The sequence below is a fragment of the Campylobacter sp. W0066.1 genome (genome assembly GCF_024723635.1).
GTDB classification, from domain to species: Bacteria; Campylobacterota; Campylobacteria; order Campylobacterales; family Campylobacteraceae; genus Campylobacter_D; species Campylobacter_D lari_C.
Map to the genome: position 1 here is coordinate 16934 of NZ_JANQCW010000016.1, position 24424 is coordinate 41357.

Here is a 24424-nt window from a genome sequence, read left to right on the forward strand (position 1 = left end):
TCTATATTTTAAAAGATTTTCTATGAATTTTTTAGTGTTTTCTTTTTTTCTATTGTTATAATCTCTAAAAGCTTATTTTTATCTATAGTAACATCACTAGCTTTTTTCAAATAAGTAAGCTTATAAACATGCAATAAAAAAGTAGGAAAATCTACTATGGATTTAAATTTAAATTCATCTTCATCATCATCTTTTTTTGTAATTTTTTGTTGGTTATTTCCTATAATACACTCAATAGTATTTTCATCTCCACTACTTTCATTTAGCTTAGAAATCACTCTATCGCTAGCTTTTTGAAAGATATAATTATCCATTTGTGAGCAAATATCCCATATATGAGCATAAAGAGTTTTTTCATCTTTATTAGTAAATTTTAGAAAGCAATCTTGCTTTTAAAATTTCATGTTTTTCTAGTTGTTTGCCGCGCTTATTCATACGGATAAAAAAGCGGTTTAAGTCAGTATTTTCGGCTAATTCTACAAAAACAAATTTTACTTTTTCATAAATAAAATTGGAAAAATTGGAAAATTCTTTGATATTTTCTTTGATATTTTCTTTGATATTTTCTTCAAACCAATTTACTATAATTTCTAAAGCTTGTGGTATGTTTTGGCATATATCCTGTGGAAATTTTTTAATTTCTTGTAAAAAAATATCATTTTTTCTCACATTATTTTGATTATCTTTACAAAATTTAGCAAATTCTTTTAGAACTTCTTCTTCTTTTTCTCTTATAGGCATAGAAATTCTAAGTTTATTATCGTTTATAATAAAATTTTGCCAATTATCGCAATTTTTATAAGAAAGATAAAATCCTATAAAAACAAAGTTGTTAAGCGTTGTTGGCCATCTTCTATGAGTAAGTGTTTAATATCATCATCTTTCTGATCTTTTTTAACAGATTTTTTACTTACCACCACATTACCGATAAAGTATTCTTTATCCTCATTTTCATCAAATTTAGTTTTTATATCATTAAGTAAGGTTTGTATTTGCTCTTTATTCCACTCATATAGTCTTTGATAAGGTGGAATTTCAAAAAAAATATCTTTTACTTCGCTAATATTTTTAATATTTGCTTTATTACTCATTGTTTATACCTTTATTTTTATTTTTTACATAATGTGATGGGATGTTTTTATATGGAGCATCTTTACCTTGATAGTATTTTTCAACAATTTTTACATAATCACTTCTTCCACCATCTAATTCTTGTGATGATTTTCTTTCTTCTTCATTTTTTATAGCTATAAAATCAAGTAAATTTTGTTCTAATTCCTCTTCAAAAGATACAAAATACACTTTTTCTAAAAATTCCAAAGCATAATTATTTTGAGTAGCTCTAGAAATACTTAAGCCATAAACTCTTAAGCTAAAAGCAGCTCTTGCAAGTAAGGCTAAGAAATAATCACTATTTCCATTTGGAAATTTAGAAAAATAAATCATCACAGCAATGGCATAAATGTATTTGTTATAAATAAATCCTGTGTAATATATTTTATCTAGCTCTTGGTATAAAGCATAATTTGATAATTTATCAAAACACTCATTGTATTTAAACAAATACTCAAAAAAATCTACCCCATTAGCAAAACTACTTAAAATTCCTAAATCTTCCTTACTATAAAGGAATTTATCACTAGAAAATTCTTTACAAAACTCTTCATATATTTGTTCTGTTTTAATTTTATCTACTCTAATGTTTTTATGTTTTAACCATGCTCTAGCAGGTGCTAAAAGCTCATCAAATAAAATAGTGATTTTCCTTTCATCTTTTGCAATATTTTCAAATTTCCTTGCATAATAATCTAGCATACTACCTTGATTTTTCTCTAAAGAATGCAAATGAAAAGCCTTTATAAGATCGTATGATTTTAAGCCTTTTCCTTTTGAATTTGCACTATCAAAAAACAAAAATGCATCATCTTCACTTGGAGCTAAAACGCAGATAAATTCTATATTCTCTAAAAGAAAATTTAAAAACTCGCATTTTTTATCACTATAACTTTCAAAATAAGCTTTTATATACTCGTAATTTTCTTTGATATGGTATTTTGACTCATTATGAGAGTATTTAACATTATTTAAAAAATCACCTATTTTATTACATTCTTGTTCATTTGACTTTTTTTCGCATAAAACTCTTAAAATCAAAGCCAAAGTAGTAAGGCGTTGTTGGCCATCTACTATATTAAACTTTTTTTCTGTATTTTCTGTATGCAATATCAAACTTCCTAAAAGATATTTTTGGTTTTTGATATCTTGTTTATTTTGATTTTTATCTATTTGTTCGCTTATATCTTTTAAAAGAGTTTTAACATGCTTTTTCTCCCAAGCATAAGGGCGTTAATAATAAGGTATGTTTAAAGAAAAACCTTCTTTTAAAAATATATCTGTTTTTTGGGTATTTTTATTATCCACTTCACCCTGCACCAACTCTTTCAAACTCACAACGCAAGATTTTACTTCGTTTTCTTTTTCACTCATTTATAGCCTTTCTAAATTTTAAGCTTATTATATCAAGCTATCTATCATTTCCAAAGCTTCCAAAGCTTTCATCTTAAGCCCTATGCCATTTCTAAAAAACTTTGGAAAATCACACTCATTTGGATTGATCCTTAAAAGTGTTCTAGCTTTGCTTTTTTTACAAAAATCCTCGCCAAACATACGCATACTAGGTACAGCTTTACCAGCTCCAAGCTCTATAAGCAAGATGTTTTTATCCTCTAAGGGTTTAAGCCAGTTTTTATAACTTTGCTTTTGTAAAAAATAACGGCTATCATTAAAACTACCATCATTAAACATCAAGATATTTGGCCTTGCCAAGCCTTGACATCTAGGATATTTTGGCAAAGATAAAGCTTTGAAATTTTCCATATCTATATCTAATTCCTCTTGCATTTGCCAGATCAAATCACCACATGCATAATTAAAACATTGTAAATAATTTATATTTCATGAAATTCATAAATTTTATTCTCATCAAAGCCAGCCTTTTTAAAATGCCCATCTACATTAGTCGTAACGACATAATAATCTTGTTTGCTTTTTGCAAGTTTTAAAAGTATCTCATAACCTTTATGTGGCATAGTATCTTTGTATAATTTAAATCTATGTCCATAAAAAGCCCAAGCAAGCTGTGCATTTGTATAAAAATTTGTAGGATTAGCCATGCGTTCAAAGTCTATGCCTAGTTTTTGCAAATGCGGATAAGCTCTCCAAAAACCTTCTTTTCCTCTAAAATCAGGCAAACCACTATCTACTCCCATGCCAGCTCCAGCTGTGATGATGATTACCTCTGCTTTGTCTAAAGCTTCTTTTATATAAGTTTGTATTTGCATTTTTTACCTTTAAAAATTTTCATAATCAAATTTCCTAGCTTCATGTAGCTCTTTAGCTACCTCAAGGCTCATTTCCCAAAAAACTGCATTCATAGATTTTGGCATGCAATTTTCATCTTCGTATTTTTTGCTTATAGCCTTATAAACCTCATCATTTTCCTCACAATCAACAGCAAGACTACCCAGATAAGGATACAACAAATACCCCACCGGAGCCGTATCAAATACCATAGTTAGTTTTGTTTTTGGAAAATTTTCTTTCATAAAAGCTAAAAATTCATCTCTAGCTTTATAATCTGTCTTGTCTTTGTCAAACAAATCACTATGTTTTGTTTTATTGACATGAAAATCATTATTTGGAGTGTTAAAGCACATCCAAAAAGATTTTTTACCTTTTTGGATGGTATAATCTTGAATAGTTTCAACCGCTAAAGCCATTTTTCATCCTTTTTATATTGTATTGATATAATTATACTATATAAAATGGACTTTTACTGTCTATATTTTAACCTTTACATTTTTGAGCTATCACGTCCATAGCTTCTTGCGAGAGAACAAAATTTGTATGATAAAGCAAGCAACTACCCATATCAAGTACTTTTAACACAAGCTTTTTGTTATTAGTATCTTTTGGATTATGCCTTGTATTAGCTAGATCATAAATTTCATACACCATATCTTTGCTAAGCTTATTAATGTCAAGTTCTATGATATTTTCTTCAAATTTCATAGGCTCTTGGGTAAATTCTTCTTTGTTTTCTTTTTTTGCAAAGCTTTTTTTCTTACTAAAAGATTTTAGCTCATTTTCCTTTGCTTCTTCTAGGGTGTAAATTTCATTTAGACTAAAGCTTAAGTCATTGTCATTGTTTTTATATCTTAGTAAAAAGGCAAAGGCTTCATCCTTGCTTTCTTTAAAAAGTGCCTCAACTTTTTCTACTTGGGCTTCAAAGATAATCATATCAAAAGTAGAATAAAAGTCTAAAACCACAGCCTTAGCATATCTTTTACCACTTTTACTCATCATCGATTTAAAATCTTCGATCTTTCCTACAACCAAAAGCTCGCCTTCGCCTTTGAGTGTTTCAAAATCCATACTTTTAAAATACTCTATACCTTCTATTTGACTTGCAAATTTATCTAAAGGATGGCCTGATACATAAATTCCTAAGATTTCTTTTTCATAGCCTAGTTTTTCCATTAGTTCAAATTCGATTTTACTATCATGAAGCCCTACTTTGATATCTGCGGCTATTTCCTCTTCTCCAAAAAGTGAAGCAGTAGAGTTTCTTTTAACTTCAGCAATTTTCCTACTTGTTTCTGAAATAAGCTCAAGATTATCCACCAAGCATTTTCTAGTATAGCCAAACTCATCAAAAGCACCTGATTTAGCTAAATTTTCTATGGTTTTTTTATTAATCTTAGTAGGATCAATCGAGCTTATAAAATCATCAAAATCACTAAAGCCCTCTTCCTTACGAATTGTCATGATATTTTCTATCGCAGGAATTCCCACACTCTTAATCGCTCCAAGCCCATAAATAATAGCTTCAGAACCATCTTCAAGCTTAGTTGCACTAAATTCTCTTTGGGCTTTGTTAATGCTTGGTGGCAAAAGCTTGATGTTCATTCTTTTCATCTCTTCAATGTATTTTGCGACCTTGTCTACATTACTTTCTTCACTTGTTAAAAGTGCAGCCATAAACTCACTTGGATAATAAGTCTTTAAATACGCTGTTTGAAAGGTTATAAGTGCGTAAGCAGCTGAGTGAGATTTGTTAAAACCATATTCAGCAAATTTCAAAATAAGCTCAAATAAATCATCAGCCTTTTTCTCATCATAGCCTTGTTTTTTAGCTCCTTCTAAATACTCTGCTTTAAGATTATCCAAAATTTCTCTTTTTTTCTTACCCATAGCACGGCGTACATTATCAGCCCCGCCCAAAGAAAAACCACCGATTTTTTGCACTATTTGCATAACCTGCTCTTGATAAACTATAACTCCATAAGTATTTTCAAGTATAGGTTTTAAATCTTCAAATGCATAAGTTGCAGCCTTTCTACCATGCTTGATGTCGATAAAATCATCCACCATCCCACTATCAAGCGGGCCTGGTCTATATAAAGCTAAAACCGCGATTAAATCTTCAAATCTTTCAGGCTTTAACCTAGCATTCAAACTTTGCATACCACCTGATTCTATTTGGAAAATGCCCAAGGTATTTCCACTTTGTATGGTTTTATAAACCTTAGGATCATTCATATCAATCTTTTCCCAAATTACATCTTTACCATAACGCTTTTTCACTAGCTTAATCGCATTATCAATTACCGTAAGAGTTTTTAAACCCAAGAAGTCAAATTTGATTAAATCTACATCTTCAAGATATTCTTTAGAATACTGCGTAACTAAATGACGCTCATCATTTTTGCTTTGTCTAAAAAGCGGAGCTTTATTCCACAAAGCTTCATTAGATATCACAACTCCGGCTGCATGCATACCTGCGTTTCTATTTAAACCCTCTAGTGCTTTAGCAAAGTCCCAAACCTGACGTCCTTTTGGATGAGAATTTACAAATTCAGCTATTTTTGGTTCTTGCTCATAGGCTTTTTCTAAAGTGATTTTTAGCTCTTCAGGAACTAATTTTGCCAAAGCATCTGCATCAGGTATGCTCATATCACAAACCCTAGCTACATCACGGATTACTCCCTTTGCTAAAAGCTTACCAAAGGTAATGACTTGTGCAACCTTTTCAGCTCCGTATTTATCAATAACATAATCAATCACTTCCCCTCTTCTATCTTGACAAAAATCCACGTCAATATCGGGCATTGATACACGCTCAGGGTTTAAAAATCTCTCAAAAAGAAGATTATAAGGTATAGGATCTAAATCTGTAATTTTCAAACAATACGAAACTAAACTCCCCGCAGCACTCCCACGCCCTGGGCCAACTGGTATATCTTTTTCCTTAGCTGCGGCGATAAAATCATGAACGATTAACATATAACCTGAAAATTTCATATTTTTAATAATACTAATTTCTAAATCAAGTCTATCTTTATACTCTTGGTGTTTACTTTCATCGATAAATTGAAGTCTTTCTTCTAAGCCCTTTTTACAAAGATACTCAAAAACTATATCATCATTATCAAAGCTAAATTCTTGATCTTCTTGACTTAAACTTAAGCCGTATTTTTTTGCATATTCACGGGTAAATTTAAAATTTGGTGGCGTTGGATCGCCTAGTTTTAATTCTAGATTGCATTTATTAGCTATTTCTTGAGTATTTTCAATAGCCTCAGGAATATCAGCAAAAAGCTCACTCATTTGCTCTGGTGTTTTCACATAAAACTCATGCACTTCATGTCTTAAACGCCCTGGATCATCAAGCTTAACCCCCATAGCTATGCACATAAATACTTCATGTGCAGTTGCTCTTTCTTTAAAAGTATAATGTGTATCATTCGTTGCGATGATTTTTATATCAAGCTCTTTAGCAAGTTTAATGATAGAATCATCGATAAATTTTTGATCATCAATACCATGACGCATAATCTCAAGATAAAAATCATCTCCAAAAACCTTTTTATACCAAAGCGCAGCTTCTTTTGCACCTTCATAACCTTTTGCGCCAAATTTTAAATTTCTTTCATTTTTGGTATTTAAATGCCAATTAACCTCACCTTGCAAACATGCAGAAGAACAAATCAAACCCTCACTATGATCTTCTAAAAGTTTTTTATTAATCCTTGGGTAATAATACAAACCATGTATATAGCTTTGCGAGCTTAAATACATCAAATTTTTATAGCCAATTTCATTTTTAGCAAATAAACAAATATGAAAGCGTTGTCTTGAGCTTTTATCGCTTAAATCATCATGATTATGCAAATACGCTTCAAGCCCTATGATAGGTTTAATCCCTTCAGCCCTCATCGTTTTATAAAAATCAATAGCCCCAAACATATTTCCATGATCAGTCATAGCAACACTTGTTGCACCTTGCGCTTTTAAAGTTTTAGCAAGCTCTTTGAGTTTATTTGCTCCATCAAGTAAAGAGTATTCTGTATGTAAATGTAAATGTGTAAATTGGCTCATATTTTCCCTTGTATTTTTTTATTATTATAAAAAAAAACCTTAAATTTAAAACTTACAAGCATAAAAAATGTATAATAGCTTACTTTCAAAAAAAGGAGTAAAAAATGGAAGTAAAAATTTATTATTGTAATCTTTGAAATTACAAACCACAAGCTGCAAGGGTTGCAGAAGAAATACAAAACGAATTCAAAGATGCGCAAATTTCTACCATAGAAAAAGGTGGTGGGCATTTTATAGTAGAAGTAGATGGTAAAATCATTTACTCAAAAAAAGACTTGTTTAACTGCGAAGTAGATAGATTTCCTCATGAGGGTGAAATCACCAAGCTTATGAAACAAATGTAAGCTAAACCCTCATTAGCGAGGGTTTATTTTGTCAAAGGAATAAGCATACCTTCATAAAGTTTTTGATAAATTTCTTCTGAGCATAAATGCTTAGCAAGCTCTAAACCAAATAAAATAGCCGTAGCAGGACCAGCTGCTGTGATGACATTTTCATTTACCACAACTGCTTTATTTATTCTAGTTCCTTCAATACCCACTTCACAACCAGGATAGCAAGAAAACTCTCCATTAATCACCCCTGCTTTTGCCAATACCATAGGTGAAGCACAAATAGCCGCTACGATTTTTTTCTTAGCATGTAAATCTTGTATGATTTTTATGATAGCTTGATTGTTTTTTAAATTCATCATACCTTCAAATCCACCTGCCAAAGCAATTGCGTCTAAATTTTCTTGATCAACACTAGCTAAACTCACATCAGCCCTTATACAAATTCCATTAGCTCCTTGTACTAAAAGCTCATCATCTAGCGAAGCAATAATTACTTCTAAATTTCCACTAGCTTCTCCTGCTCTTTTTAAAACATCAGCTATACCTATAAATTCAGCTTCTTCAAAACCTTTTGCCAAAGGCACTAAAACTTTTTTCATTTTTTCTCCTTTTAGTCAATAAATCTTTTATTTAATTCATGAAAATACTCTATGCGTCTATCGCGTAAAAATGGCCACCATCTACGCACATTTTCACATCTTTGCATGTCAATTTCAACGATTTTACAAAGCTCTTGTTTATCATCGGCCCTAAAAAGCTCTTCGCCTTGAGCCCCAAAGACAAAAGAATTCCCCCAAAATCTTATGCCATCTTCCACACCGCTTTCATCTTTTTCAAAACCCACTCTATTAATAGCTACCACAGGCAAGCCATTAGCTATAGCATGGCCTCTTTGTACACCTATCCAAGCTTCAAGTTGTCTTTGTTTTTCTTCTTTTTCATCCTTATCAAACCAACCTATAGCAGTAGGATAAATCAAAATTTGAGCCCCTTTTAAAGCCATTAACCTAGCAGCTTCAGGATACCATTGATCCCAACATATTAAAACTCCAAGTTTTCCAACGCTTGTTTGTATAGGTTCAAATCCCAAATCACCTGGAGTAAAATAAAATTTTTCATAAAAACAAGGATCATCAGGAATATGCATTTTGCGGTATTTACCTGCTATGGAACCATCTTTTTCAAATACCACGCTAGTATTATGATAAAGCCCTGCGCTTCTTTTTTCAAATAAAGAAGTTACCAAAACAACATTATTTTCCCTAGCTACATTAGACCAAAATTTAACATCTTCTTCATAGTCATTTGCCAAATCAAAAAAGTCTGTATTTTCACTTTGACAAAAATACTGCGTTTGATGAAGCTCTTGCAAGCATACAAGTTCAGCCTTTTCCTTTGCTGCTTGTTTGATAAGTTTGCATGTTTTTTCTATAGTTTTTTCTTTATTTTGTTTAAATTCTTGCTGTATGAGCGCTAATTTCATTTTTACTCCTTTCTTCTTCTGAATCATCATAAGGGTCTAAGTGTATATGGATATTCCAAAAATCATCTTTAAAATACTCCCTTATATTATCTTCAATCTCATCACCGATTTTATGAGCTTTTAAAAGTGATATTGTAGGTTCAAAAACTAAATGCACACTAACATAAAGTATATCAGGGCTTTTTCTGGTTTTTAAATGATGAAAGCTTTTGACCTCTTTATTTGTACTTATAATTTGCTTAATCACTTCAACTTGCTCTTTATCAATTGCCACATCTAATAAAATTTTAGAACTTTCTTTTATAATTTTAAAAGCTGAAAAAATCGTATATAAACTTATAGCTATGCCAAATAAACCATCAATAAAATGATAATTTGTAAAAGCTATAATCACAAGTGCTAAAAGCGTTAGGGCATTAGTTAAAAAGTCTATTTTATAGTGTAAGCTATCAGCTTTTATAATCAAGCTTTTTGTTTTTTTGGCAACATAATTTAAAAAAACTACCAAACACAAAGTCACAGCCATAGCAAAAGCCATGACATAAATTCCAAGATCAAGTTTTTCTACACTTTCTTGATTATGAATTTTTAAAACACTCTCATAAAAAATATAAACCCCAATCCCGCTAATCACAAGACCTTCAAAAAGCCCCATTAAGGCTTCAATTTTACTAAGGCCAAAATTATATTCTTTACTAGAGCCTTGAGAGCTTTTTTTCAAAGCTAAAAAATTTAAACCCGAAATCACACAATCAAGTAAAGAATCAATCGCACTAGAAAGCACCGCAACAGAACCTGAAGCTAAACCTACTATAAATTTAACAATAGCTAAAAAAACAGCACATACACTTGCGATGATGGTTGCGCTTTTTTGCAAATTCATCTTTGACCTTCATAGCGGTTTTGACAAGAACAATGCAAAGAACCATTTTGTCTTAAAAACACTCTTGCATCAACCCCTACTACTTTTCTATCTTTACATGCTTTTTGTAAATTTTCTAATACCAAAGCATCGTTTTCATCATTATAAGTTGGCACTATCAAGCCACCATTAACAAAAACAAAATTTGCATAAGTAGCACCAAGTCTTTTACCTTCAAAATACAAAGGCTTAGGTAAAGGAAGCTCTAATAAATCAAATCCTGTTTTTTTAAGTTCTTCCTCCATAGCTTTTAAGGGCTTATAATGCTCATCATTTTCATCTTTACACACACAATAAGCAATGGTTTTTTCATTGATAAATCTTGCTAGAGTATCTATATGATGATCAGTATCATCGCCTTTTATATAACCATGATTTAACCATATAATTTGTTTTAAGCCAAAAATTTCTTTTAATTTAGCTTCAATTTGCTCTTTATTTAAATGTGAATTTCTATTTTCATTTAACAAACAAGCACTCGTTGTAAGCATTACTCCTTGCCCATTAAAATCAATACTCCCACCTTCTAAGATAAGATCAATTTTTTCTAATTTTCCAGATAATTTTTGTGCAAAAAGTTTTGAATTTACCGCATTATCTAAAGTGCTTTGAAATTTATCACCCCAAGCATTAAAAATAAAATCAAGCCCTATGAGTTTATCATCTTCACACACATCAATTGCACCAAAATCTCTAATCCAAGTATCATTAGTATCGCACTTAAAAAAATCAACGTTTTTTATATGCTTAAATCTTTGAAAGTCTTTTTCACTTGGTGCTATAAGTAAAACTTTTTGAAAATTTGCCACAGCTTTAACAAATTCTTCATAGCTTTGCAAAATCTCTTCTAAATAAGGCTTCCAATCGCTATTTTCATGAGGCAAGGAAAGTAAAAGTAGCTCTTGTTTTTGCCATTCTGCTATGCTTTTTCTCATTTTGATACCCTTTTTGATAATTAAAAAAGTATTTTAACATTTTTAATGATAGTTTTTTACTCTTTTTTTAAAACCCAAGCAAAATACCATATCGCAAAAGATAAAAGCAAAATCATAAAAAGCTTTTTATCATACACTCCAAATCCTATATAAAGCACAGAATACATAAAACCAAAACTTCCTGCATAAATGCAAATTCTACTCATTAAACCATTTTCCACCGCTCTAAAACATGGGCATTTGTGAAAAAATTTCTTTTTTGCTTCTTTGGGTTTAAAAAAACTCAAAACCGCACTTAAAATCAGCAAAAAACTTAAAAAATATAAAACCTTATCCATTAGTGAAAATACCTTAACCAAGCAGGAATTGCACTTTGCTCTTCTTTTAAAGTGCTTTCTTCTCCATGCCCTGGAAGCAATCTAAAATCTTTTTCATAAGCTAAAACTTTAAGCAAACTCTCTTTCATCTTAGTTGCATCTGAGTAAGGAAAGTCCCATCTACCAATACTACGGTAAAATAAAAAATCTCCACTAAAAAGCACATCTTCACCCACAAGTTCTATCATACAACACCCTGGAGTATGCCCTGGGAAATGATGAAATTTAAACTTAAACTCATCTATACTAAATTCATTTTCATTTTCTATCAATACATCAGCGCTTGAATGCTCAAAACCATAATTAAAAGGATCTTTTAGCATAAAAGCATCATCTTTATGGATAAAAAGTGGAATTTCATAAACCTTTTTAACTTTAGCATTATCATAAACATGATCATAATGACCATGAGTATTTAAAATAGCTAAAGGTTTGCTTGCGTTTTCTTTAATAAACTCATAAGCATCTTCACCTGGATCGATGATGATTTGCTTGTTATTATGATTTATAATATAACAATTTGTTTCATACATTCCGCATGGTTGTTTTAAAATACGCATATAAACTTCCTTTTAACTAAATCAAATATAATTTTAAAAAATTAATATTTAAAGATTTTTTATGAATTATACAAAATTACAAGAATTATTGATCAATTTTATAAAAGAACAAGCAAGAGATAAAAATCTCATCTTAGGTTTAAGTGGTGGGATAGATTCAGCTTTAGTAGCTCATCTTTGCAAAAAAGCAGTAGGTAAAAAACTTTTTGTGCTTTTAATGCCTACAAAACATTCTAAAAAAGAAAATTTAGATGATGCATTAATGCTTTGTAAAGATTTACAAATTCATCATAAGATCATTTATATTGATGAAGTACTTTGTGCTTATGAAAAAATTTGTCAAGACTTAAACCCTTTACGCTTTGGGAATTTAGCTGCAAGAGTGCGTATGAGCTTGCTTTATGATTATTCAGCCTTACATAATGCTTTAGTGGTAGGCACTTCTAATAAAAGCGAGCTTATGCTTGGCTATGGGACTATTTATGGGGATTTAGCTTGTGCTTTTAATCCTTTGGCTACGCTTTATAAAAGTGAAGTTTTTGAGCTTGCTAAATTTATGGGTGTGCATGAAAATTTCATACAAAAAGCTCCAAGTGCTGATCTTTGGCCAAATCAAAGCGATGAAAAAGATCTTGGCTATAAATATGAAGTTTTAGATGAAGTTTTAAAAGCTTTAGAAAATAATCAAAGCTTGGAAAATTTTGATGAGAATTTAAAAAATTTAGTCTTAGAGCGTGTGCAAAATAATGCCTTTAAAAGAAAACTTCCAACAACATTAAAGAATACATATGACTTGGCTTGATCGGTATTTTTTTAAACCTAATTTTTTACAAAAAATTCTAGCCTTTTTGCTTTTGCCTTTTAGCTTTTTATATATGATTATAGCTATTTTAAATACTAAATTTAAAAAAGAACTTGATTTTAATTTACCCATTATAAGCATAGGTAATCTAACCCTAGGAGGTAATGGAAAAACTCCCGTTTGTAAAGCCATAGCAGCTGAGTTTGAAAATTGTTTTATTATCTTAAGAGGCTATAAAAGACAAAGTAAAGGCTTAATCATCGTTAAGTATAAAGATAAAATTTTGTGCGATATTAAAGAAAGTGGCGATGAAGCTATGGAATATGCACTTACAAAGCACATTAATGGAGTGATAGCAAGCGAAGATAGGGTTAAAGGCATACAAAAAGCTATCGAACTTGGAGCAAAAATCATACTTTTAGATGATGCTTTTTCTAAATTTCACATTAAAAAACTTAATATTTTATTGCAAAGTAAAGATGAGCCTTTTTTTGATTTTACCCTACCTAGCGGGGCTTATCGTTTGCCAAAATCTTTTGCTAAAAGGGCTGATTTTATAGCTAAAGAAAATGAAGACTTTGTGCGTTATTCTCATGTAAAAGAAAATCAAAAAGCCATTTTAATAAGCTCTATTGCAAAGCCTTTTAGGCTATATGAGCATTTTATTAAAGCTAGAGCTTGTTATTTTTTTGCTGATCATTATACTTTCAAAAAAGAAGAATTAGAAAAACTTTTAAAAAAACACAATTGTGACACCTTAATGCTAACCTTTAAAGACTATGTGAAAGTAAAAGATTTTGGCTTTAAAATTGAACTTATTCATCTTGATATTGTTTTAAAAGATAACTTTAAGCAAGTTTTGCAAGATTATATTGATAAATTTAACAAAAAGGAAGAAAATGTTACTACACTCAACCCAAGATAAAAATCACCAAATAAGCTTTTCAAAGGCCTTACTTAGCCCTAGTGCACCCAATAATGCTTTATATGCACCACTTAATCTACCAAAGCTTGACAATGAAGCTTTAAAAAATTTAAACTACAAAGAATTAGCCTTAAAAATCATCACGTCTTTTGATTTTGATTTAGAGCTTGAAGTTTTTGAAAAAGCTTTGAAAACTTATGAGGATTTTGATGATAAAACCTGCCCTATTAATTTGAAAAAAATCAATGATAAGCTTTATATTAATGAATTATTCCATGGGCCAACAAGAGCTTTTAAAGATATGGCTTTACAACCTTTTGGCGTGCTTTTAGAACACTTAAAAAAAGATGATGATTTTTTAATCATGTGCGCTACAAGTGGTGATACAGGGCCTGCTACGCTAAAAAGCTTTGAAAATAAAAAAGGCATAAAAGTAGTTTGCATTTACCCAAATGAAGGCACAAGTAAAACTCAAGCTTTACAAATGACACATTCAAATGCAAGCAATTTAAAATCCATAGCCATTGAAGGTAATTTTGATGATGCGCAGAATGCTCTAAAAGCGCTTTTAAATGATGAGGATTTTAAAAATACTTTAAAAGAAGAAAAGTTAAGTCTAAGTGCTGCAAATTCAGTTAATTTTGGAAGAATACTTTTTCAAATCATCTATCATTACTATGCTAGTTTGAAAATTGACAAAACAATAGATATCATCATTCCAAGTGGAAATTTTGGCGATGCTTTGGGAGCTTATTATGCTAAAAAAATGGGAGCAAATATAGGTAAAATTAAAATTGCTTCCAATTCAAACAATATCTTAAGTGAGTTTTTTAATACAGGCAAATATGATTTAAGAAATAAAAGCTTGCAAAAGACTATTTCTCCTGCTATGGATATACTTATATCATCAAATATAGAACGCTTGCTTTTTGATAAATTTAAAGATGAACGCACCAAAGAACTTATGCAAGCTTTAAAGAATGAAAAATATTATGAGCTTAGCCAAAAAGAACTAGAGCTTTTGCAAGAAGACTTTGAAGCTGATTTTTGCAATGATGAAGAGTGTATGCAATATATCAAACAATACAGCCACTTAGGACTTTTAGATCCTCACACTTGCACTTGCTTTAAAATGCTTGATTCTAACATTACTACGCTTATCACTTCCACAGCACAATGGAGTAAATTTACCCCAAGCATGTATCAAGCAATTTATAATAAAGAATGCCAAGATGAACAAGCTTGTATGCAAGAACTTGCAAAAGAATTTAAACAAGAAATTCATCCAAATATTGCAAGCTTATTTACAAGCACACAAAAGCAAAATCAAGTTTGCAAACTCAAAAATCTAAAACAAACTATTATAGAATGGATAAAACAATGATAATCATACCAGCAAGATTAAAATCAAGTCGTTTTGAAAATAAAATTTTATGTGAAATTGATAATTTACCTATGTTTATTTATACAGCTAAAAAAATGCAAGAAGTTGATGAAGTGTGTGTGGCGCTTGATGATGAAGAGGTTTTAAAAATAGCGCAAAAACATAACATAAAAGCAGTTTTAACAAGTAAAAATCACGAAAGTGGCACTGATAGAATCAACGAAGCTTGTCAAATTTTAAAACTAAATGAAAATGAGCTAATCATTAATGTCCAAGCTGATGAGCCTTTTATAGAAACACAAAATATTAAAGATTTTAAAGAATTTAGCCAAAAAGCTTTTGAAGATGAGCTTTGTTTTATGAGTAGTTGCTATAAAGAAGTAGATGCAAAAGCTTGCGATGATCCTAATTTGGTTAAAGTAGTTACTGATAATAATGATTATGCTTTATATTTTTCAAGATCTAAAATTCCTTATGAAAGGGCAAATTATAAACAAAATTTTAAAGCCCATCTTGGAATTTATGCATATAGGGTTAAAAATTTACAAGAATTTTGTACTTTGAAAAATTCAGCTTTGGAAGAATGTGAAAAATTAGAACAATTAAGAGCCTTAGAAAATGGCAAAAAAATCAAAATGTTAAAAATACAAAGTCAAAGCATAGGTATAGATACAAAAGAAGATTATGAGAAAGCTTTGGCTAAATTTGGAGTTAAAAAATGAAAAAAATACTTTTTTTACTAAGCTTGTTTTTTACACTTCATGCAAAAGAATTAATCGTAGGTATGGAGTTAGCCTACCCTCCTTTTGAAATGAGTGATACTAAAGGTAATCCAAGTGGTATTAGTGTAGAGTTTTTACAAGCCTTTGCCAAAGAAAAAAACTATGATTTAAAAATTCAAAACATAGCTTGGGATGGACTCATACCTGCTTTAAGAACTCAAAAAATAGATCTCATCATGTCTTCTATGAGTATAAGTGAGCAAAGAAAAAAAGTAATAGATTTTACCTTGCCTTATGCTAAGGCAAATTTAGCGATATTAAGCGCTAAAAAATCAATTATTAATTCCATAGAAGATTTAAATCAAAAAGGGAAAATCCTTGCTTTAAAAAGAGGTTCAAGTGCACATTTATATGCTCAAAAAAATCTTAAAAATGCAAAAATCTTAGTATTTGATAAAGAAAATGCAGCCATTTTAGAAGTCATTCAAGCTAAAGCTGATGCTTTTATTTATGATCAAATGAGCATTTATAAAGCATGGAAAAAACATCCTGAGCAAACAAAAGTTATTTTTACTCCTTTTGAAAAAACACCTGAGCAATGGGCCATAGCTTTAAATAAAAATAATACCAAATTAAAAGAAGAACTCAATGAATTTATTTTAAAATCTAAAGAAAATGGTCTTTTTGATAAGCTAAGTCAAAAATACCTCAAAGATATGCAAGAAGTTTTCAAAGAACAAAAGCTTGAGTTTTTCTTTTAAGAAAAACTCTTTTCAAGCTTTCTTGAAAACATAGAAATAGGCAAAGTTAAAACCAAATAGCAAAACGCTAAGGGAATATAAATTTCTAAAGTTGAAAAGGTAAAAGCATTGATTTCTTGAGCATTTTGAGTTAGTTCTGAAATAGCTATAACGCTTAAAAGAGAACTATCTTTAATTAAATTACTAAGCTGTCCGCTTAGTGGTGCTAAGATATTTTTTAAAGCTTGGGGAAAAATAACGCTTTTATAAATTTCAAACTCACTCAAACCCAAAGCCTTAGCACTTTCATATTGCATTTTATCAACACTTAAAATCCCTGCTCTAAATATCTCACAAATATAAGCACTAGCAAATAAAGCTAAAATCAAAACTCCACAAACATAGCGATTATCAAGCCCCAAATTATCCGCAAAAATGTAATAAATCAATAAAATTTGCACTAGCAAAGGCGTGCCTCTAATAAGCTCTATAAAAACTCTTGCAAACATATTAAAAAGCACGATTTTACAAAGACTCATATAGCATAAAATCAAAGCAAAAATCACACCTACAATCAAAGACAAAACACTAATAAAAAAACTCGTAAAAAAACCTTGTATCATTTTGTCTTTATACTCATAAATTGCCCCAAAATCAAAATTATAACTAGCACTTAAAAAAGACAAATAAAAAAATAAAAACAATAAAAAAACCAACAAAAAAGCATTAACCACAAACACTTTTGGAGTGATTTTTTTATGTTCATTAAATTTACTACGTACTATAAAAAGATGATTCAATTCTATCCCTTATTTTTTATCAAATTTTTTAAGTTTTTCATCATTTAAACTAAGCTCCATTTTGCGAATTTCTTCTTCACCACTACGGACTAATTTTTTATCGTATTTAAAATACTTATTTTTAATTTTATTTGGATATTCTAAAACACTAAGTAAATACTTAAACAAATTAATTCTTGCTTTCTTTTTACTATCTGAATTAATAATCACCCAAGGACATTTTGGTGTATTAGAAGCTAAAAGCATAGAATATTTTGCTAGGGTGTATTTGTCCCATAATTCTTGGGATTTTTCATCAACCGGAGATAATTTGTATTGTTTTAGTGGATCTGTTCTTCTTTGCTCAAAACGTCTTTTTTGCTCTTGTTTGGAAACTGAAAAATAAAATTTAAAAAATAAAATTCCACTATCAAGCAACATCTCTTCAAAAGAAGCCACCTCGCGCAAGAATTTTTTATGCTCATTTGGAGTACAAAAACCCATCACAGGCTCTACTCCTGCTCTATTATACCATGATCTATCAAAAATCACTATTTCTCCTGCTGCAGGTAAATGCGTTACATAACGTTGAAAATACCACTGAGTTCTTTCCACATCACTTGGCTTTTCAAGTGCCACCACACGACAACCTCTAGGGTTTAAATGCTCAATTAATCTTTTAATGGCACCACCCTTTCCTGCTGCATCGCGTCCTTCGATTAAAATCAAAACTTTTAATCCTTTATCTTTAACATGATTTTGAAATTTCAAAAGCTCAATTTGTAATCTTTTAAGCTCACTTTCATACTCAAGTGTTGATTTTTTTACCTTAATGAGAGTAAATTTGTCTTTGTCCATAACAGGCTCCTTAATTTAGGATAATTATTAACTTAAATTTACCACAAATAAGTAAAATAAAACAAATTTAATTTTCAATTTCAAGGAGAAAAATGCGTTTTTTAGTGGTATTTTTTATTTTTTTCAATTTAGCTTTTGCTAATAATGGAGTATTATCACTCAATGAAGCTTTTAAACTCAATACCCATAGCAACAATCAAGGAATTTTTTTAAAAATCAATCTTGCAGATAGAATTTATCTTTACAAAGATCAAATCAAAGTAGAATTAGACTCTAATGACATTACTTCTTTATTAAATTTCCCACAAACTCAAACGAGAGAAAATAAAGAAGTAATCTTTAACCAACTTGAACTTTTTATACCTCAATTATTATTAGATGATTTTATTAAAAATAACAAAGCAAAACTTTCCCTAGCTTATCAGGGTTGCTCAGAAGAAGGTTTATGCTATCGTCCTGTATATGTAAATTATGAACTTGATAGACAAAATGGAATTTATACTATAAAATCAACCAAAGATCAATTTAAAAAGCAAAATGAAGATGAGCAAATTGCTAATGATTTAAGCACACAAAATATATTTATCACACTTTTAACTTTTTTTGGTTATGGCTTATTATTAGCACTTACTCCTTGTATTTTACCAATGATACCTATTCTTTCTTCATTAATTGCAATGAAACTCAAAGATAAACCATCTAAAAAACATAGCTTTTATTTATCTTTTATCTATGTCTTTTTTATGTCTTTAGCTTATGCTATAGCAGGTGCTTTAGTAGGCCTTGCAGGTGCTAATGTACAAGGTTTATTACAACAACCTTGGATTATCATTATTTTTGCGGGTATTTTTGTATTGCTCTCACTTTCTATGTTTGGCCTTTATGAATTACAACTGCCACTTAAATTTCAAAATTTTATCAATAAAAAAATAGAAGGCAAAAATGGGGTTTTTGGTATAGCTATCATGGGCTTTTTATCAGCTCTTATTGTAGGACCTTGCGTGGCTGCACCTTTAGCAGGAGCTTTGCTTTATATTACTAATAGTGGCGATGTATTTTTAGGAGGACTTTCTTTATTTGTGATGAGTTTTGGTATGGGCATGCCTTTACTTTTAATAGGACTTGGAGGAAGTTTTTTAAAAAGTGGAGCTTGGATGCTTAAAATAAAGATTTTCTTTGGTTTTATCATGCTCATCATGGCAGTTTGGATGCTAGAAAGAATACTTAGTGCAAATATCATTTTAATGCTTTATGGGGCTATAGGAGTATTTTTTGCTAGCTTTATGGGGCTATTTGATGAAGCAAAAACTAATTTTGATAAATTTAAAAAAGCAAGTATGATTTTAATTTTAGCTTATAGTTTAAGTCTAATTTTAGGTGGCTCAATAGGCTCAAAAAGCTTGCTAAAACCTCTTGAGTTTAATCTTGCTTCAAAAGAAAATAGCTCTAGTTTAAGTTTTAAAACCATCAAAAATTTAAAAGAGCTTGAGCAAGAATTACAAAATTCTACCAAACCAGTCATGCTTGAATTTACAGCCGCTTGGTGTGAAAACTGCAAACTCTTAGAAGAATATACTTTTACAGATACAAAAGTACAAAATTTGCTTGCTAATTACACACTTTTAAAAGCAGATGTAACACACAATAGCCAAGAAGATTTAGCTCTTATGAAAGAATTTGGAGTTTTTGGGCCTCCTGTGATGATATTTTTTAACAAAGGCGAGGAAAAAGGACGTATTATAGGCTATGTAGATGCAAATGATTTTTTAAATAGAGTTCCTTAAAAACTCTATTTAAAATTAATTTTATTTCAAAAAACCTTTCAATCCTTCAAGCTGATACTGCCATAGTTTTTCTATAAAAATTTTAAGTTTTATTGCTAAAAAACCACTAATTGGTTTATGTAAAACCGTGCCAACTGCATAATCCTTTCCGATAGAACAAACAGTATTTCCACTTATAAAAGAAAATTCTTGTTTAAATTCTTTCTCATCAACCATAGCCATTAAAGCTTTAGCTACATAAGCTCCTTCTCTTAATGCAAGCTGGGCTGTTGGAGGATAAGGGGTGTTAGTTTTAGGATTTTTAAATAAACTATTGTCACCTATAAAAAAGTATCTTGACGCATTTTCAACATTTAATGGATGCATAAAAGCATCTACTTCTATACGCGATCTTGTGCTTGGAAAATCTGAGCTATTTTCTATAACGCTATTACCTCTAACTCCTGCAGTCCAAATGATAGTATTAGCTTTAACAAATTCTCCTCCATCAAGTCTTATACCATTTTTTTCACATTCTATGATTTTAGATTTTTCATATACTTTCACACCAAGTGTCTCTAACCTTTGCCTTGCTTTTAAAGCCAAACTTTTATCAAACATAGGTAAAATTTGATCCATAGCTTCAATAATAGAAAGCTCTAATTTCTCATAAGCAATTTGCTCTTTTTGGCAAAAGAATTTAAGCTCTTTAGCTAAAGAAGCCACAAACTCAACCCCACTTAAGCCCCCGCCACAAACTGTGATTTTTAAATCATCTTCATTTTGAGTGGTTTTATAATTTTTTATTTTCTCATATATAATTTCATTAATTTTTAAAGCATTTTCATAATTATCTATACTCAAAGCATATTCTTGCATACCTTTAATGCCAAAAGTTTCTTTAGCAAAACCAAGCCCACATACTAAAATATCAAAGTCAAATTCATTATTTTTAGTAAAAACTTTATCTTTAGAAATTTTTAAAACTTCGTCTTGAATAAAGTTAATTTTTGGATTTAATAAAGGTAAAAGATCATATTTTGAGCTATAAATATCTTCATTTGAAGCTACTTTGTGTAGTAAAATAGTATGATAATGATAAGAATTGTTATTAATCAAACTCACTTGTGCTTTTTCAAAAAACTCACCAGGTAAGGCTTTTATAGCCGATAAAGTAGCATATCCTGCACCTAAAAATAAAATTTTCTTTTTTTGCATGGATTTTCCTTTAATTTGATAAAAAAATAAATAAAAATTTGGCATAATGGTATTATTTTTTATCTTAAAATATTTTTTATTTAAATTTAGCAAGGAAAAAACATGCAAAGACAAACTTGGAGCAATACGCTAACTTATATCCTTACAGTAGCAGGAGCGACTATTGGTTTTGGAGCCACTTGGCGTTTTCCATACTTAGTAGGTGAAAATGGGGGCGGTGCTTATGTTTTAGCCTTTTGTATAGCTATGATTTTTATAGGAATTCCTGTGATTTTGGTTGAAAATGTTATAGGAAGACGCAGAATGCTAAATTCAGTCGATGCTTTTGGTGGAAAAACAAGTGATGGAATTAAAATATCTAATTCTTGGCAAGGTGTTGGCTACATGGGACTTTTAGGTAGTTTTGGAATCATGGCTTATTATATGGTAATAGGCGGATGGGTTTTAGCTTATATTTTTAAAATCATCATAGGTGATTTTAATCTTTCAAGTCCCATTAATGCTCAATATACAAGCGAATTTTATAGCTCTACTATAGAAAACAATCCTTTATTAATAGGAATTTTTACTACTATATTTGTGATAATTAACTGGATTATCTTAAAAAAAGGTGTGATTGATGGCATAGAAAAGTCAGTAAAATACCTTATGCCATTTTTATTTATCTGCCTTTTGGTTGTTGTTGCACGCAATTTAACACTTGAAGGAGCAAGTGAGGGCGTGAAATTTTACCTTACCCCTGATCTTTCCAAAATCACTCCTAAATTGTTTATAGATGTTTTAGGACAAGTATTTTTTGCCCTATCTTTAGGCTTTGGGGTAATGATAACCTTATCATCTCACCTTAAGAAAAATGAGAATTTAATCAAAACTTCTGTTTATACAGGAATTTTAAATACCCTCATAGCAGTGCTTGCTGGTTTTATGATTTTTCCAGCTTTATTTAGCGTAGGTTTAACCCCTGATAGTGGGCCATCTTTGGTTTTTAAGACCTTACCTGTTGCATTTTCACATATACCTTTTGGAAGTATAATTTGCGTGTTTTTCTTTTTGCTTTTAATCATCGCTGCACTTACCACAAGCTTGCCAATTTATCAAGTAATTATCAGTGTTTTGGAAGAAAAATTTAAACTAGCTAAAAATACTGCTATCAATCTAACGCTTGGAAGTATCTTTGTCTTGGGAAATTTACCATGCATACTTACTTATGGCCCTTTAAAAGATATTACTATCATCAAAGGAAAAAATATTTTTGATAGCTTTGATTTTATTAGTGGAAATATATTCTTTGTTTTAACCGCATTTTTTTGTTGTATATATGTAGGTTGGGTGCTTAAAAAAGATGCAATTTATGAGCTTTCTAATCAAAATACCCTAAAAGGAAGTATTTTTAAACTATGGTATTACTATGTTAAGTTTATCATACCTTTGATTATCTTAGTGATTTTTTATTTTGGTATTTTTTAATTTATATTCATAACGCTTTAACATGCTTATATTTCCTTCAAGGCCTCCTTGATGGATATATAAGATTTTTCCACCAAGTTGCTCTTTATGAGCTAATAAAGTTTTAAAACCCACCATATCGTAAAGCAAATCAAACTCTACTCCACATTCTTTTTTTAGATCTTGATAAAGCTCATAAAATTCTAAATAAGGCTTAGCAAAATGATATTTTTTTGGTGGATTTAATATGGTTAAATTATCAAAATCATAATTTGGCTCTAAGCTTAAAATTTGCTCTTTTAAATACGCACTATCTCCCACACAAGCACATGTAAAAACTTTAAATTTGCTATGTTTAGCCAAAAAAGCCGCAGAAGTTCCTGTGCCTGAAGGTAAGAAAATACTTACATTTACATTCAATCGCTCACTAAGCTCTAAGGCTAGTTGTTGGTATCCAAATTCAGCTTCTTTTATAGCCACACCTTCTTCTATAAAAACATCATCATCTTTTTTTAAAGCTAAAGCTTGTAATCTTCTTGTGGGATAATTTATATTTTCTATCAACTCAACATTGTGTTTTAATGCAAATTCTAAATTTCCATGGGGATTTTCTTTTAAAAAAGAACTCATTTTTTCACAAACAAAAATGAGCAAAAAATCATTTTCATAACAAAACTTTGCTAAAGCAACTAAAGCATTACTTTGAGAAGAACCAAAAGAAATAAATCTTTGTCCTTTTTTAAATAAATGTTTGTTTTTTTCAAAAAAGGCTAGTTTTCTAGCCTTATTACCATTGATATAACCTAGTAAATCATCTCTTTTGAGTAAAAATTCAAAATCTTTGTATTTTAAAACATCAATTCTACTTGCTATCAAGGTATTTTTCAACCTTTTCTAAAGCATTATTTGTATTGATATTAAACTTAATCTCTATTCTACGACTTGCTTCTTTATCTTCTTTGCCATCTTTCATAATTACATCAGAATAAGACCTACCACTTGCCATTAAAAGTTTTTGCAATCTTGGATCTTTATAAAATGAGTGTATAAAACTCATCACAGCATAAGCTCTTTTTTGTGATAAATCAAGATTATATATATAAGAGCCTGCACTATCTGTATGGCCTTCTATGACTATATTTTCTATGCTGTTTAAGATATTTTCATCTTTTAAAATATTGTCAAAATACTGCGTTAAAATCGTTTTCAAATTCTCTTTTGCTTGAGCTTTTAGCGTAAATGAATTTGTATCAAAAAGCACTTCAGAAGGCAATACTATCGCTCCTGTATTAGAATCTAGAGTAATATTAGTATCAAATTTTGCTTGAAGATTTTTGATGGTATTTTCTTTGATTAAACCTAGTTCTTTGATCTTACTTTTTGCCTCATCAAAATTACGCTCTAATTCTTTGATTTCTTCATCTTTTTTGTTTAATCTCTCAAGCAAAGCAAAAATTTGTTGATCTTTTTCATCTAAGCTTGAATTTAAATCTTGATTGAGTTTAGTAATATTAGCCTCTAAAGCCTGTTTTTGCTTATTAACATCATCAAGCGTGCTTGAAGTATTATTTAATTTTTGACTAAGATTTTTTAAAATATCTTCTTTTTGGTTTAATTCTTCTTTATTCTCTCTTAAGCGCTCTTCTTGTTTTTGTAGATTTTCTTTTATGATTTGCAAATCACTTTGAGTTAAAACATACTTAACAACTATAGCTCCAATAAGCAAAATAAATAT

The 24424-nt window shown here is 30.1% G+C and carries 28 protein-coding genes; 8 read left to right on the plus strand and 20 right to left on the minus strand.

What is annotated here, in order from left to right; translation table 11 throughout:
- Positions 1-20: 20 nt before the first annotated feature.
- The 9 genes from CAMP18497_RS06640 to dnaE all read right to left on the minus strand — a co-directional run bounded on the left by CAMP18497_RS06640 (position 21) and on the right by dnaE (position 7440).
- Positions 21-314, minus strand: coding sequence for a hypothetical protein (locus tag CAMP18497_RS06640; RefSeq protein ID WP_337213329.1), 294 nt, complete (start codon positions 312-314; stop codon positions 21-23).
- Positions 315-363: 49 nt separating this feature from the next.
- Positions 364-741, minus strand: coding sequence for a GmrSD restriction endonuclease domain-containing protein (locus tag CAMP18497_RS06645; RefSeq protein ID WP_337213331.1), 378 nt, complete (start codon positions 739-741; stop codon positions 364-366).
- 74 nt (positions 742-815) lie between these two features.
- The gene (locus CAMP18497_RS06650; RefSeq protein ID WP_337213333.1) at positions 816-1091 is read right to left on the minus strand and encodes a DUF262 domain-containing protein; all 276 of its coding nucleotides are present in this window, start codon (positions 1089-1091) and stop codon (positions 816-818) included.
- Complete coding sequence (locus tag CAMP18497_RS06655) at positions 1084-2298, minus strand: DUF262 domain-containing protein (RefSeq protein ID WP_442867797.1); 1215 nt, start codon at positions 2296-2298, stop codon at positions 1084-1086. The genes CAMP18497_RS06650 and CAMP18497_RS06655 overlap by 8 nt, the downstream gene beginning before the upstream one ends.
- 48 nt (positions 2299-2346) lie before the next feature.
- Positions 2347-2487, minus strand: coding sequence for a hypothetical protein (locus CAMP18497_RS06660; protein WP_337213335.1), 141 nt, complete (start codon positions 2485-2487; stop codon positions 2347-2349).
- 27 nt (positions 2488-2514) lie between these two features.
- Complete coding sequence (locus tag CAMP18497_RS06665) at positions 2515-2901, minus strand: hypothetical protein (protein WP_337213337.1); 387 nt, start codon at positions 2899-2901, stop codon at positions 2515-2517.
- Positions 2902-2948: 47 nt separating this feature from the next.
- The gene (locus tag CAMP18497_RS06670; protein ID WP_337213339.1) at positions 2949-3341 is read right to left on the minus strand and encodes an SIR2 family NAD-dependent protein deacylase; all 393 of its coding nucleotides are present in this window, start codon (positions 3339-3341) and stop codon (positions 2949-2951) included.
- 9 nt (positions 3342-3350) lie between these two features.
- The gene (locus CAMP18497_RS06675; protein WP_337213341.1) at positions 3351-3779 is read right to left on the minus strand and encodes a hypothetical protein; all 429 of its coding nucleotides are present in this window, start codon (positions 3777-3779) and stop codon (positions 3351-3353) included.
- Positions 3780-3846: 67 nt separating this feature from the next.
- Positions 3847-7440 carry a DNA polymerase III subunit alpha gene (gene dnaE / locus CAMP18497_RS06680; protein WP_337213343.1) on the minus strand — a complete coding sequence of 1198 codons (3594 nt, stop codon included), beginning with the start codon at positions 7438-7440 and terminating at the stop codon, positions 3847-3849.
- A gap of 104 nt (positions 7441-7544) precedes the next feature.
- On the opposite strand from dnaE, the gene CAMP18497_RS06685 reads away from it, so the two are divergent.
- Positions 7545-7784: a SelT/SelW/SelH family (seleno)protein gene (locus tag CAMP18497_RS06685; RefSeq protein ID WP_257396702.1), complete on the plus strand. Its 240-nt coding sequence runs from the start codon at positions 7545-7547 to the stop codon at positions 7782-7784.
- Between the two features lie 23 nt (positions 7785-7807).
- On the opposite strand, the gene CAMP18497_RS06690 is transcribed toward CAMP18497_RS06685, so the two are convergent.
- Genes CAMP18497_RS06690 through CAMP18497_RS06715 form a run of 6 tightly spaced genes read right to left on the minus strand, consistent with a single transcriptional unit; the run spans position 7808 to position 12052 of the window.
- Positions 7808-8374 carry a 4-methyl-5(beta-hydroxyethyl)-thiazole monophosphate synthesis protein gene (locus CAMP18497_RS06690; RefSeq protein WP_039618417.1) on the minus strand — a complete coding sequence of 189 codons (567 nt, stop codon included), beginning with the start codon at positions 8372-8374 and terminating at the stop codon, positions 7808-7810.
- An 11-nt stretch (positions 8375-8385) separates the two neighbouring features.
- The gene (locus CAMP18497_RS06695) at positions 8386-9258 is read right to left on the minus strand and encodes an N-carbamoylputrescine amidohydrolase (RefSeq protein WP_257910244.1); all 873 of its coding nucleotides are present in this window, start codon (positions 9256-9258) and stop codon (positions 8386-8388) included.
- Positions 9227-10141 (minus strand): cation diffusion facilitator family transporter, encoded by a 915-nt coding sequence (locus CAMP18497_RS06700; protein WP_337213348.1) that lies wholly within the window; start codon positions 10139-10141, stop codon positions 9227-9229. The genes CAMP18497_RS06695 and CAMP18497_RS06700 overlap by 32 nt, the downstream gene beginning before the upstream one ends.
- Entirely contained in the window at positions 10138-11115 is a 978-nt protein-coding gene (locus CAMP18497_RS06705; protein ID WP_337213350.1) for an agmatine deiminase family protein, read from the minus strand. The genes CAMP18497_RS06700 and CAMP18497_RS06705 overlap by 4 nt, the downstream gene beginning before the upstream one ends.
- A gap of 56 nt (positions 11116-11171) precedes the next feature.
- Positions 11172-11453: a hypothetical protein gene (locus CAMP18497_RS06710; RefSeq protein WP_012661606.1), complete on the minus strand. Its 282-nt coding sequence runs from the start codon at positions 11451-11453 to the stop codon at positions 11172-11174.
- Positions 11453-12052: an MBL fold metallo-hydrolase gene (locus tag CAMP18497_RS06715; RefSeq protein WP_337213353.1), complete on the minus strand. Its 600-nt coding sequence runs from the start codon at positions 12050-12052 to the stop codon at positions 11453-11455. The genes CAMP18497_RS06710 and CAMP18497_RS06715 overlap by 1 nt, the downstream gene beginning before the upstream one ends.
- Before the next feature lie 61 nt (positions 12053-12113).
- Here CAMP18497_RS06715 and CAMP18497_RS06720 point away from each other — a divergent pair, with 61 nt between their 5' ends.
- Genes CAMP18497_RS06720 through CAMP18497_RS06740 form a run of 5 tightly spaced genes read left to right on the plus strand, consistent with a single transcriptional unit; the run spans position 12114 to position 16646 of the window.
- Positions 12114-12854, plus strand: a complete 741-nt coding sequence (locus CAMP18497_RS06720; protein WP_337213355.1) for an NAD+ synthase — start codon at positions 12114-12116, stop codon at positions 12852-12854.
- A complete protein-coding gene (locus tag CAMP18497_RS06725) occupies positions 12841-13779 on the plus strand; it encodes a tetraacyldisaccharide 4'-kinase (RefSeq protein ID WP_337213357.1) in 939 nt (312 codons plus the stop codon). The genes CAMP18497_RS06720 and CAMP18497_RS06725 overlap by 14 nt, the downstream gene beginning before the upstream one ends.
- Entirely contained in the window at positions 13754-15163 is a 1410-nt protein-coding gene (gene thrC / locus CAMP18497_RS06730) for a threonine synthase (protein ID WP_337213359.1), read from the plus strand. Before CAMP18497_RS06725 ends, thrC begins: the two co-directional genes overlap by 26 nt.
- On the plus strand, positions 15160-15885 hold the full coding sequence (kdsB, locus tag CAMP18497_RS06735) for a 3-deoxy-manno-octulosonate cytidylyltransferase (RefSeq protein WP_337213361.1): 726 nt from the start codon (positions 15160-15162) through the stop codon (positions 15883-15885). Before thrC ends, kdsB begins: the two co-directional genes overlap by 4 nt.
- A complete protein-coding gene (locus CAMP18497_RS06740) occupies positions 15882-16646 on the plus strand; it encodes a transporter substrate-binding domain-containing protein (RefSeq protein WP_337213363.1) in 765 nt (254 codons plus the stop codon). The genes kdsB and CAMP18497_RS06740 overlap by 4 nt, the downstream gene beginning before the upstream one ends.
- On the opposite strand, the gene CAMP18497_RS06745 is transcribed toward CAMP18497_RS06740, so the two are convergent.
- Positions 16643-17425 carry an amino acid ABC transporter permease gene (locus tag CAMP18497_RS06745; protein ID WP_442867796.1) on the minus strand — a complete coding sequence of 261 codons (783 nt, stop codon included), beginning with the start codon at positions 17423-17425 and terminating at the stop codon, positions 16643-16645. The two genes, CAMP18497_RS06740 and CAMP18497_RS06745, sit on opposite strands and share 4 nt — an antisense overlap.
- A 9-nt stretch (positions 17426-17434) precedes the next feature.
- Positions 17435-18262 carry a polyphosphate kinase 2 gene (gene ppk2 / locus CAMP18497_RS06750; RefSeq protein ID WP_263674532.1) on the minus strand — a complete coding sequence of 276 codons (828 nt, stop codon included), beginning with the start codon at positions 18260-18262 and terminating at the stop codon, positions 17435-17437.
- 92 nt (positions 18263-18354) lie between these two features.
- On the opposite strand from ppk2, the gene dsbD reads away from it, so the two are divergent.
- Positions 18355-20046: a protein-disulfide reductase DsbD gene (gene dsbD, locus CAMP18497_RS06755; protein ID WP_337213365.1), complete on the plus strand. Its 1692-nt coding sequence runs from the start codon at positions 18355-18357 to the stop codon at positions 20044-20046.
- A 21-nt stretch (positions 20047-20067) separates the two neighbouring features.
- Here the strand turns inward: dsbD and CAMP18497_RS06760 are convergent, their stop codons facing one another.
- Complete coding sequence (locus tag CAMP18497_RS06760) at positions 20068-21243, minus strand: NAD(P)/FAD-dependent oxidoreductase (RefSeq protein WP_337213367.1); 1176 nt, start codon at positions 21241-21243, stop codon at positions 20068-20070.
- Between the two features lie 102 nt (positions 21244-21345).
- On the opposite strand from CAMP18497_RS06760, the gene CAMP18497_RS06765 reads away from it, so the two are divergent.
- Entirely contained in the window at positions 21346-22710 is a 1365-nt protein-coding gene (locus tag CAMP18497_RS06765) for a sodium-dependent transporter (protein ID WP_214114752.1), read from the plus strand.
- On the opposite strand, the gene CAMP18497_RS06770 is transcribed toward CAMP18497_RS06765, so the two are convergent.
- Positions 22681-23565: a 1-aminocyclopropane-1-carboxylate deaminase/D-cysteine desulfhydrase gene (locus CAMP18497_RS06770; RefSeq protein ID WP_337213370.1), complete on the minus strand. Its 885-nt coding sequence runs from the start codon at positions 23563-23565 to the stop codon at positions 22681-22683. The genes CAMP18497_RS06765 and CAMP18497_RS06770 overlap by 30 nt on opposite strands.
- Positions 23552-24424 (minus strand): OmpA family protein (locus CAMP18497_RS06775; protein WP_337213372.1); only part of this gene is annotated, 873 nt, incomplete at its 5' end. The genes CAMP18497_RS06770 and CAMP18497_RS06775, both read right to left, overlap by 14 nt.

What these genes read in the sequence shown, in the direction of transcription:
- CAMP18497_RS06740 (WP_337213363.1), top strand. Translation starts at nt 15,882, where the DNA reads ATGAAAAAAATACTTTTTTTACTAAGCTTGTTTTTTACACTTCATGCA.
- kdsB (WP_337213361.1), top strand. Translation starts at nt 15,160, where the DNA reads ATGATAATCATACCAGCAAGATTAAAATCAAGTCGTTTTGAAAATAAA.
- CAMP18497_RS06720 (WP_337213355.1), top strand. Translation starts at nt 12,114, where the DNA reads ATGAATTATACAAAATTACAAGAATTATTGATCAATTTTATAAAAGAA.
- CAMP18497_RS06715 (WP_337213353.1), bottom strand. Translation starts at nt 12,052, where the DNA reads ATGCGTATTTTAAAACAACCATGCGGAATGTATGAAACAAATTGTTAT.
- CAMP18497_RS06725 (WP_337213357.1), top strand. Translation starts at nt 12,841, where the DNA reads ATGACTTGGCTTGATCGGTATTTTTTTAAACCTAATTTTTTACAAAAA.
- CAMP18497_RS06660 (WP_337213335.1), bottom strand. Translation starts at nt 2,487, where the DNA reads ATGAGTGAAAAAGAAAACGAAGTAAAATCTTGCGTTGTGAGTTTGAAA.
- CAMP18497_RS06695 (WP_257910244.1), bottom strand. Translation starts at nt 9,258, where the DNA reads ATGAAATTAGCGCTCATACAGCAAGAATTTAAACAAAATAAAGAAAAA.
- CAMP18497_RS06760 (WP_337213367.1), bottom strand. Translation starts at nt 21,243, where the DNA reads ATGCAAAAAAAGAAAATTTTATTTTTAGGTGCAGGATATGCTACTTTA.
- CAMP18497_RS06645 (WP_337213331.1), bottom strand. Translation starts at nt 741, where the DNA reads ATGCCTATAAGAGAAAAAGAAGAAGAAGTTCTAAAAGAATTTGCTAAA.
- dnaE (WP_337213343.1), bottom strand. Translation starts at nt 7,440, where the DNA reads ATGAGCCAATTTACACATTTACATTTACATACAGAATACTCTTTACTT.
- CAMP18497_RS06640 (WP_337213329.1), bottom strand. Translation starts at nt 314, where the DNA reads ATGGATAATTATATCTTTCAAAAAGCTAGCGATAGAGTGATTTCTAAG.
- CAMP18497_RS06650 (WP_337213333.1), bottom strand. Translation starts at nt 1,091, where the DNA reads ATGAGTAATAAAGCAAATATTAAAAATATTAGCGAAGTAAAAGATATT.
- ppk2 (WP_263674532.1), bottom strand. Translation starts at nt 18,262, where the DNA reads ATGGACAAAGACAAATTTACTCTCATTAAGGTAAAAAAATCAACACTT.
- dsbD (WP_337213365.1), top strand. Translation starts at nt 18,355, where the DNA reads ATGCGTTTTTTAGTGGTATTTTTTATTTTTTTCAATTTAGCTTTTGCT.
- CAMP18497_RS06670 (WP_337213339.1), bottom strand. Translation starts at nt 3,341, where the DNA reads ATGCAAATACAAACTTATATAAAAGAAGCTTTAGACAAAGCAGAGGTA.
- CAMP18497_RS06675 (WP_337213341.1), bottom strand. Translation starts at nt 3,779, where the DNA reads ATGGCTTTAGCGGTTGAAACTATTCAAGATTATACCATCCAAAAAGGT.
- CAMP18497_RS06705 (WP_337213350.1), bottom strand. Translation starts at nt 11,115, where the DNA reads ATGAGAAAAAGCATAGCAGAATGGCAAAAACAAGAGCTACTTTTACTT.
- CAMP18497_RS06690 (WP_039618417.1), bottom strand. Translation starts at nt 8,374, where the DNA reads ATGAAAAAAGTTTTAGTGCCTTTGGCAAAAGGTTTTGAAGAAGCTGAA.
- CAMP18497_RS06765 (WP_214114752.1), top strand. Translation starts at nt 21,346, where the DNA reads ATGCAAAGACAAACTTGGAGCAATACGCTAACTTATATCCTTACAGTA.
- thrC (WP_337213359.1), top strand. Translation starts at nt 13,754, where the DNA reads ATGTTACTACACTCAACCCAAGATAAAAATCACCAAATAAGCTTTTCA.
- CAMP18497_RS06710 (WP_012661606.1), bottom strand. Translation starts at nt 11,453, where the DNA reads ATGGATAAGGTTTTATATTTTTTAAGTTTTTTGCTGATTTTAAGTGCG.
- CAMP18497_RS06700 (WP_337213348.1), bottom strand. Translation starts at nt 10,141, where the DNA reads ATGAATTTGCAAAAAAGCGCAACCATCATCGCAAGTGTATGTGCTGTT.
- CAMP18497_RS06665 (WP_337213337.1), bottom strand. Translation starts at nt 2,901, where the DNA reads ATGCAAGAGGAATTAGATATAGATATGGAAAATTTCAAAGCTTTATCT.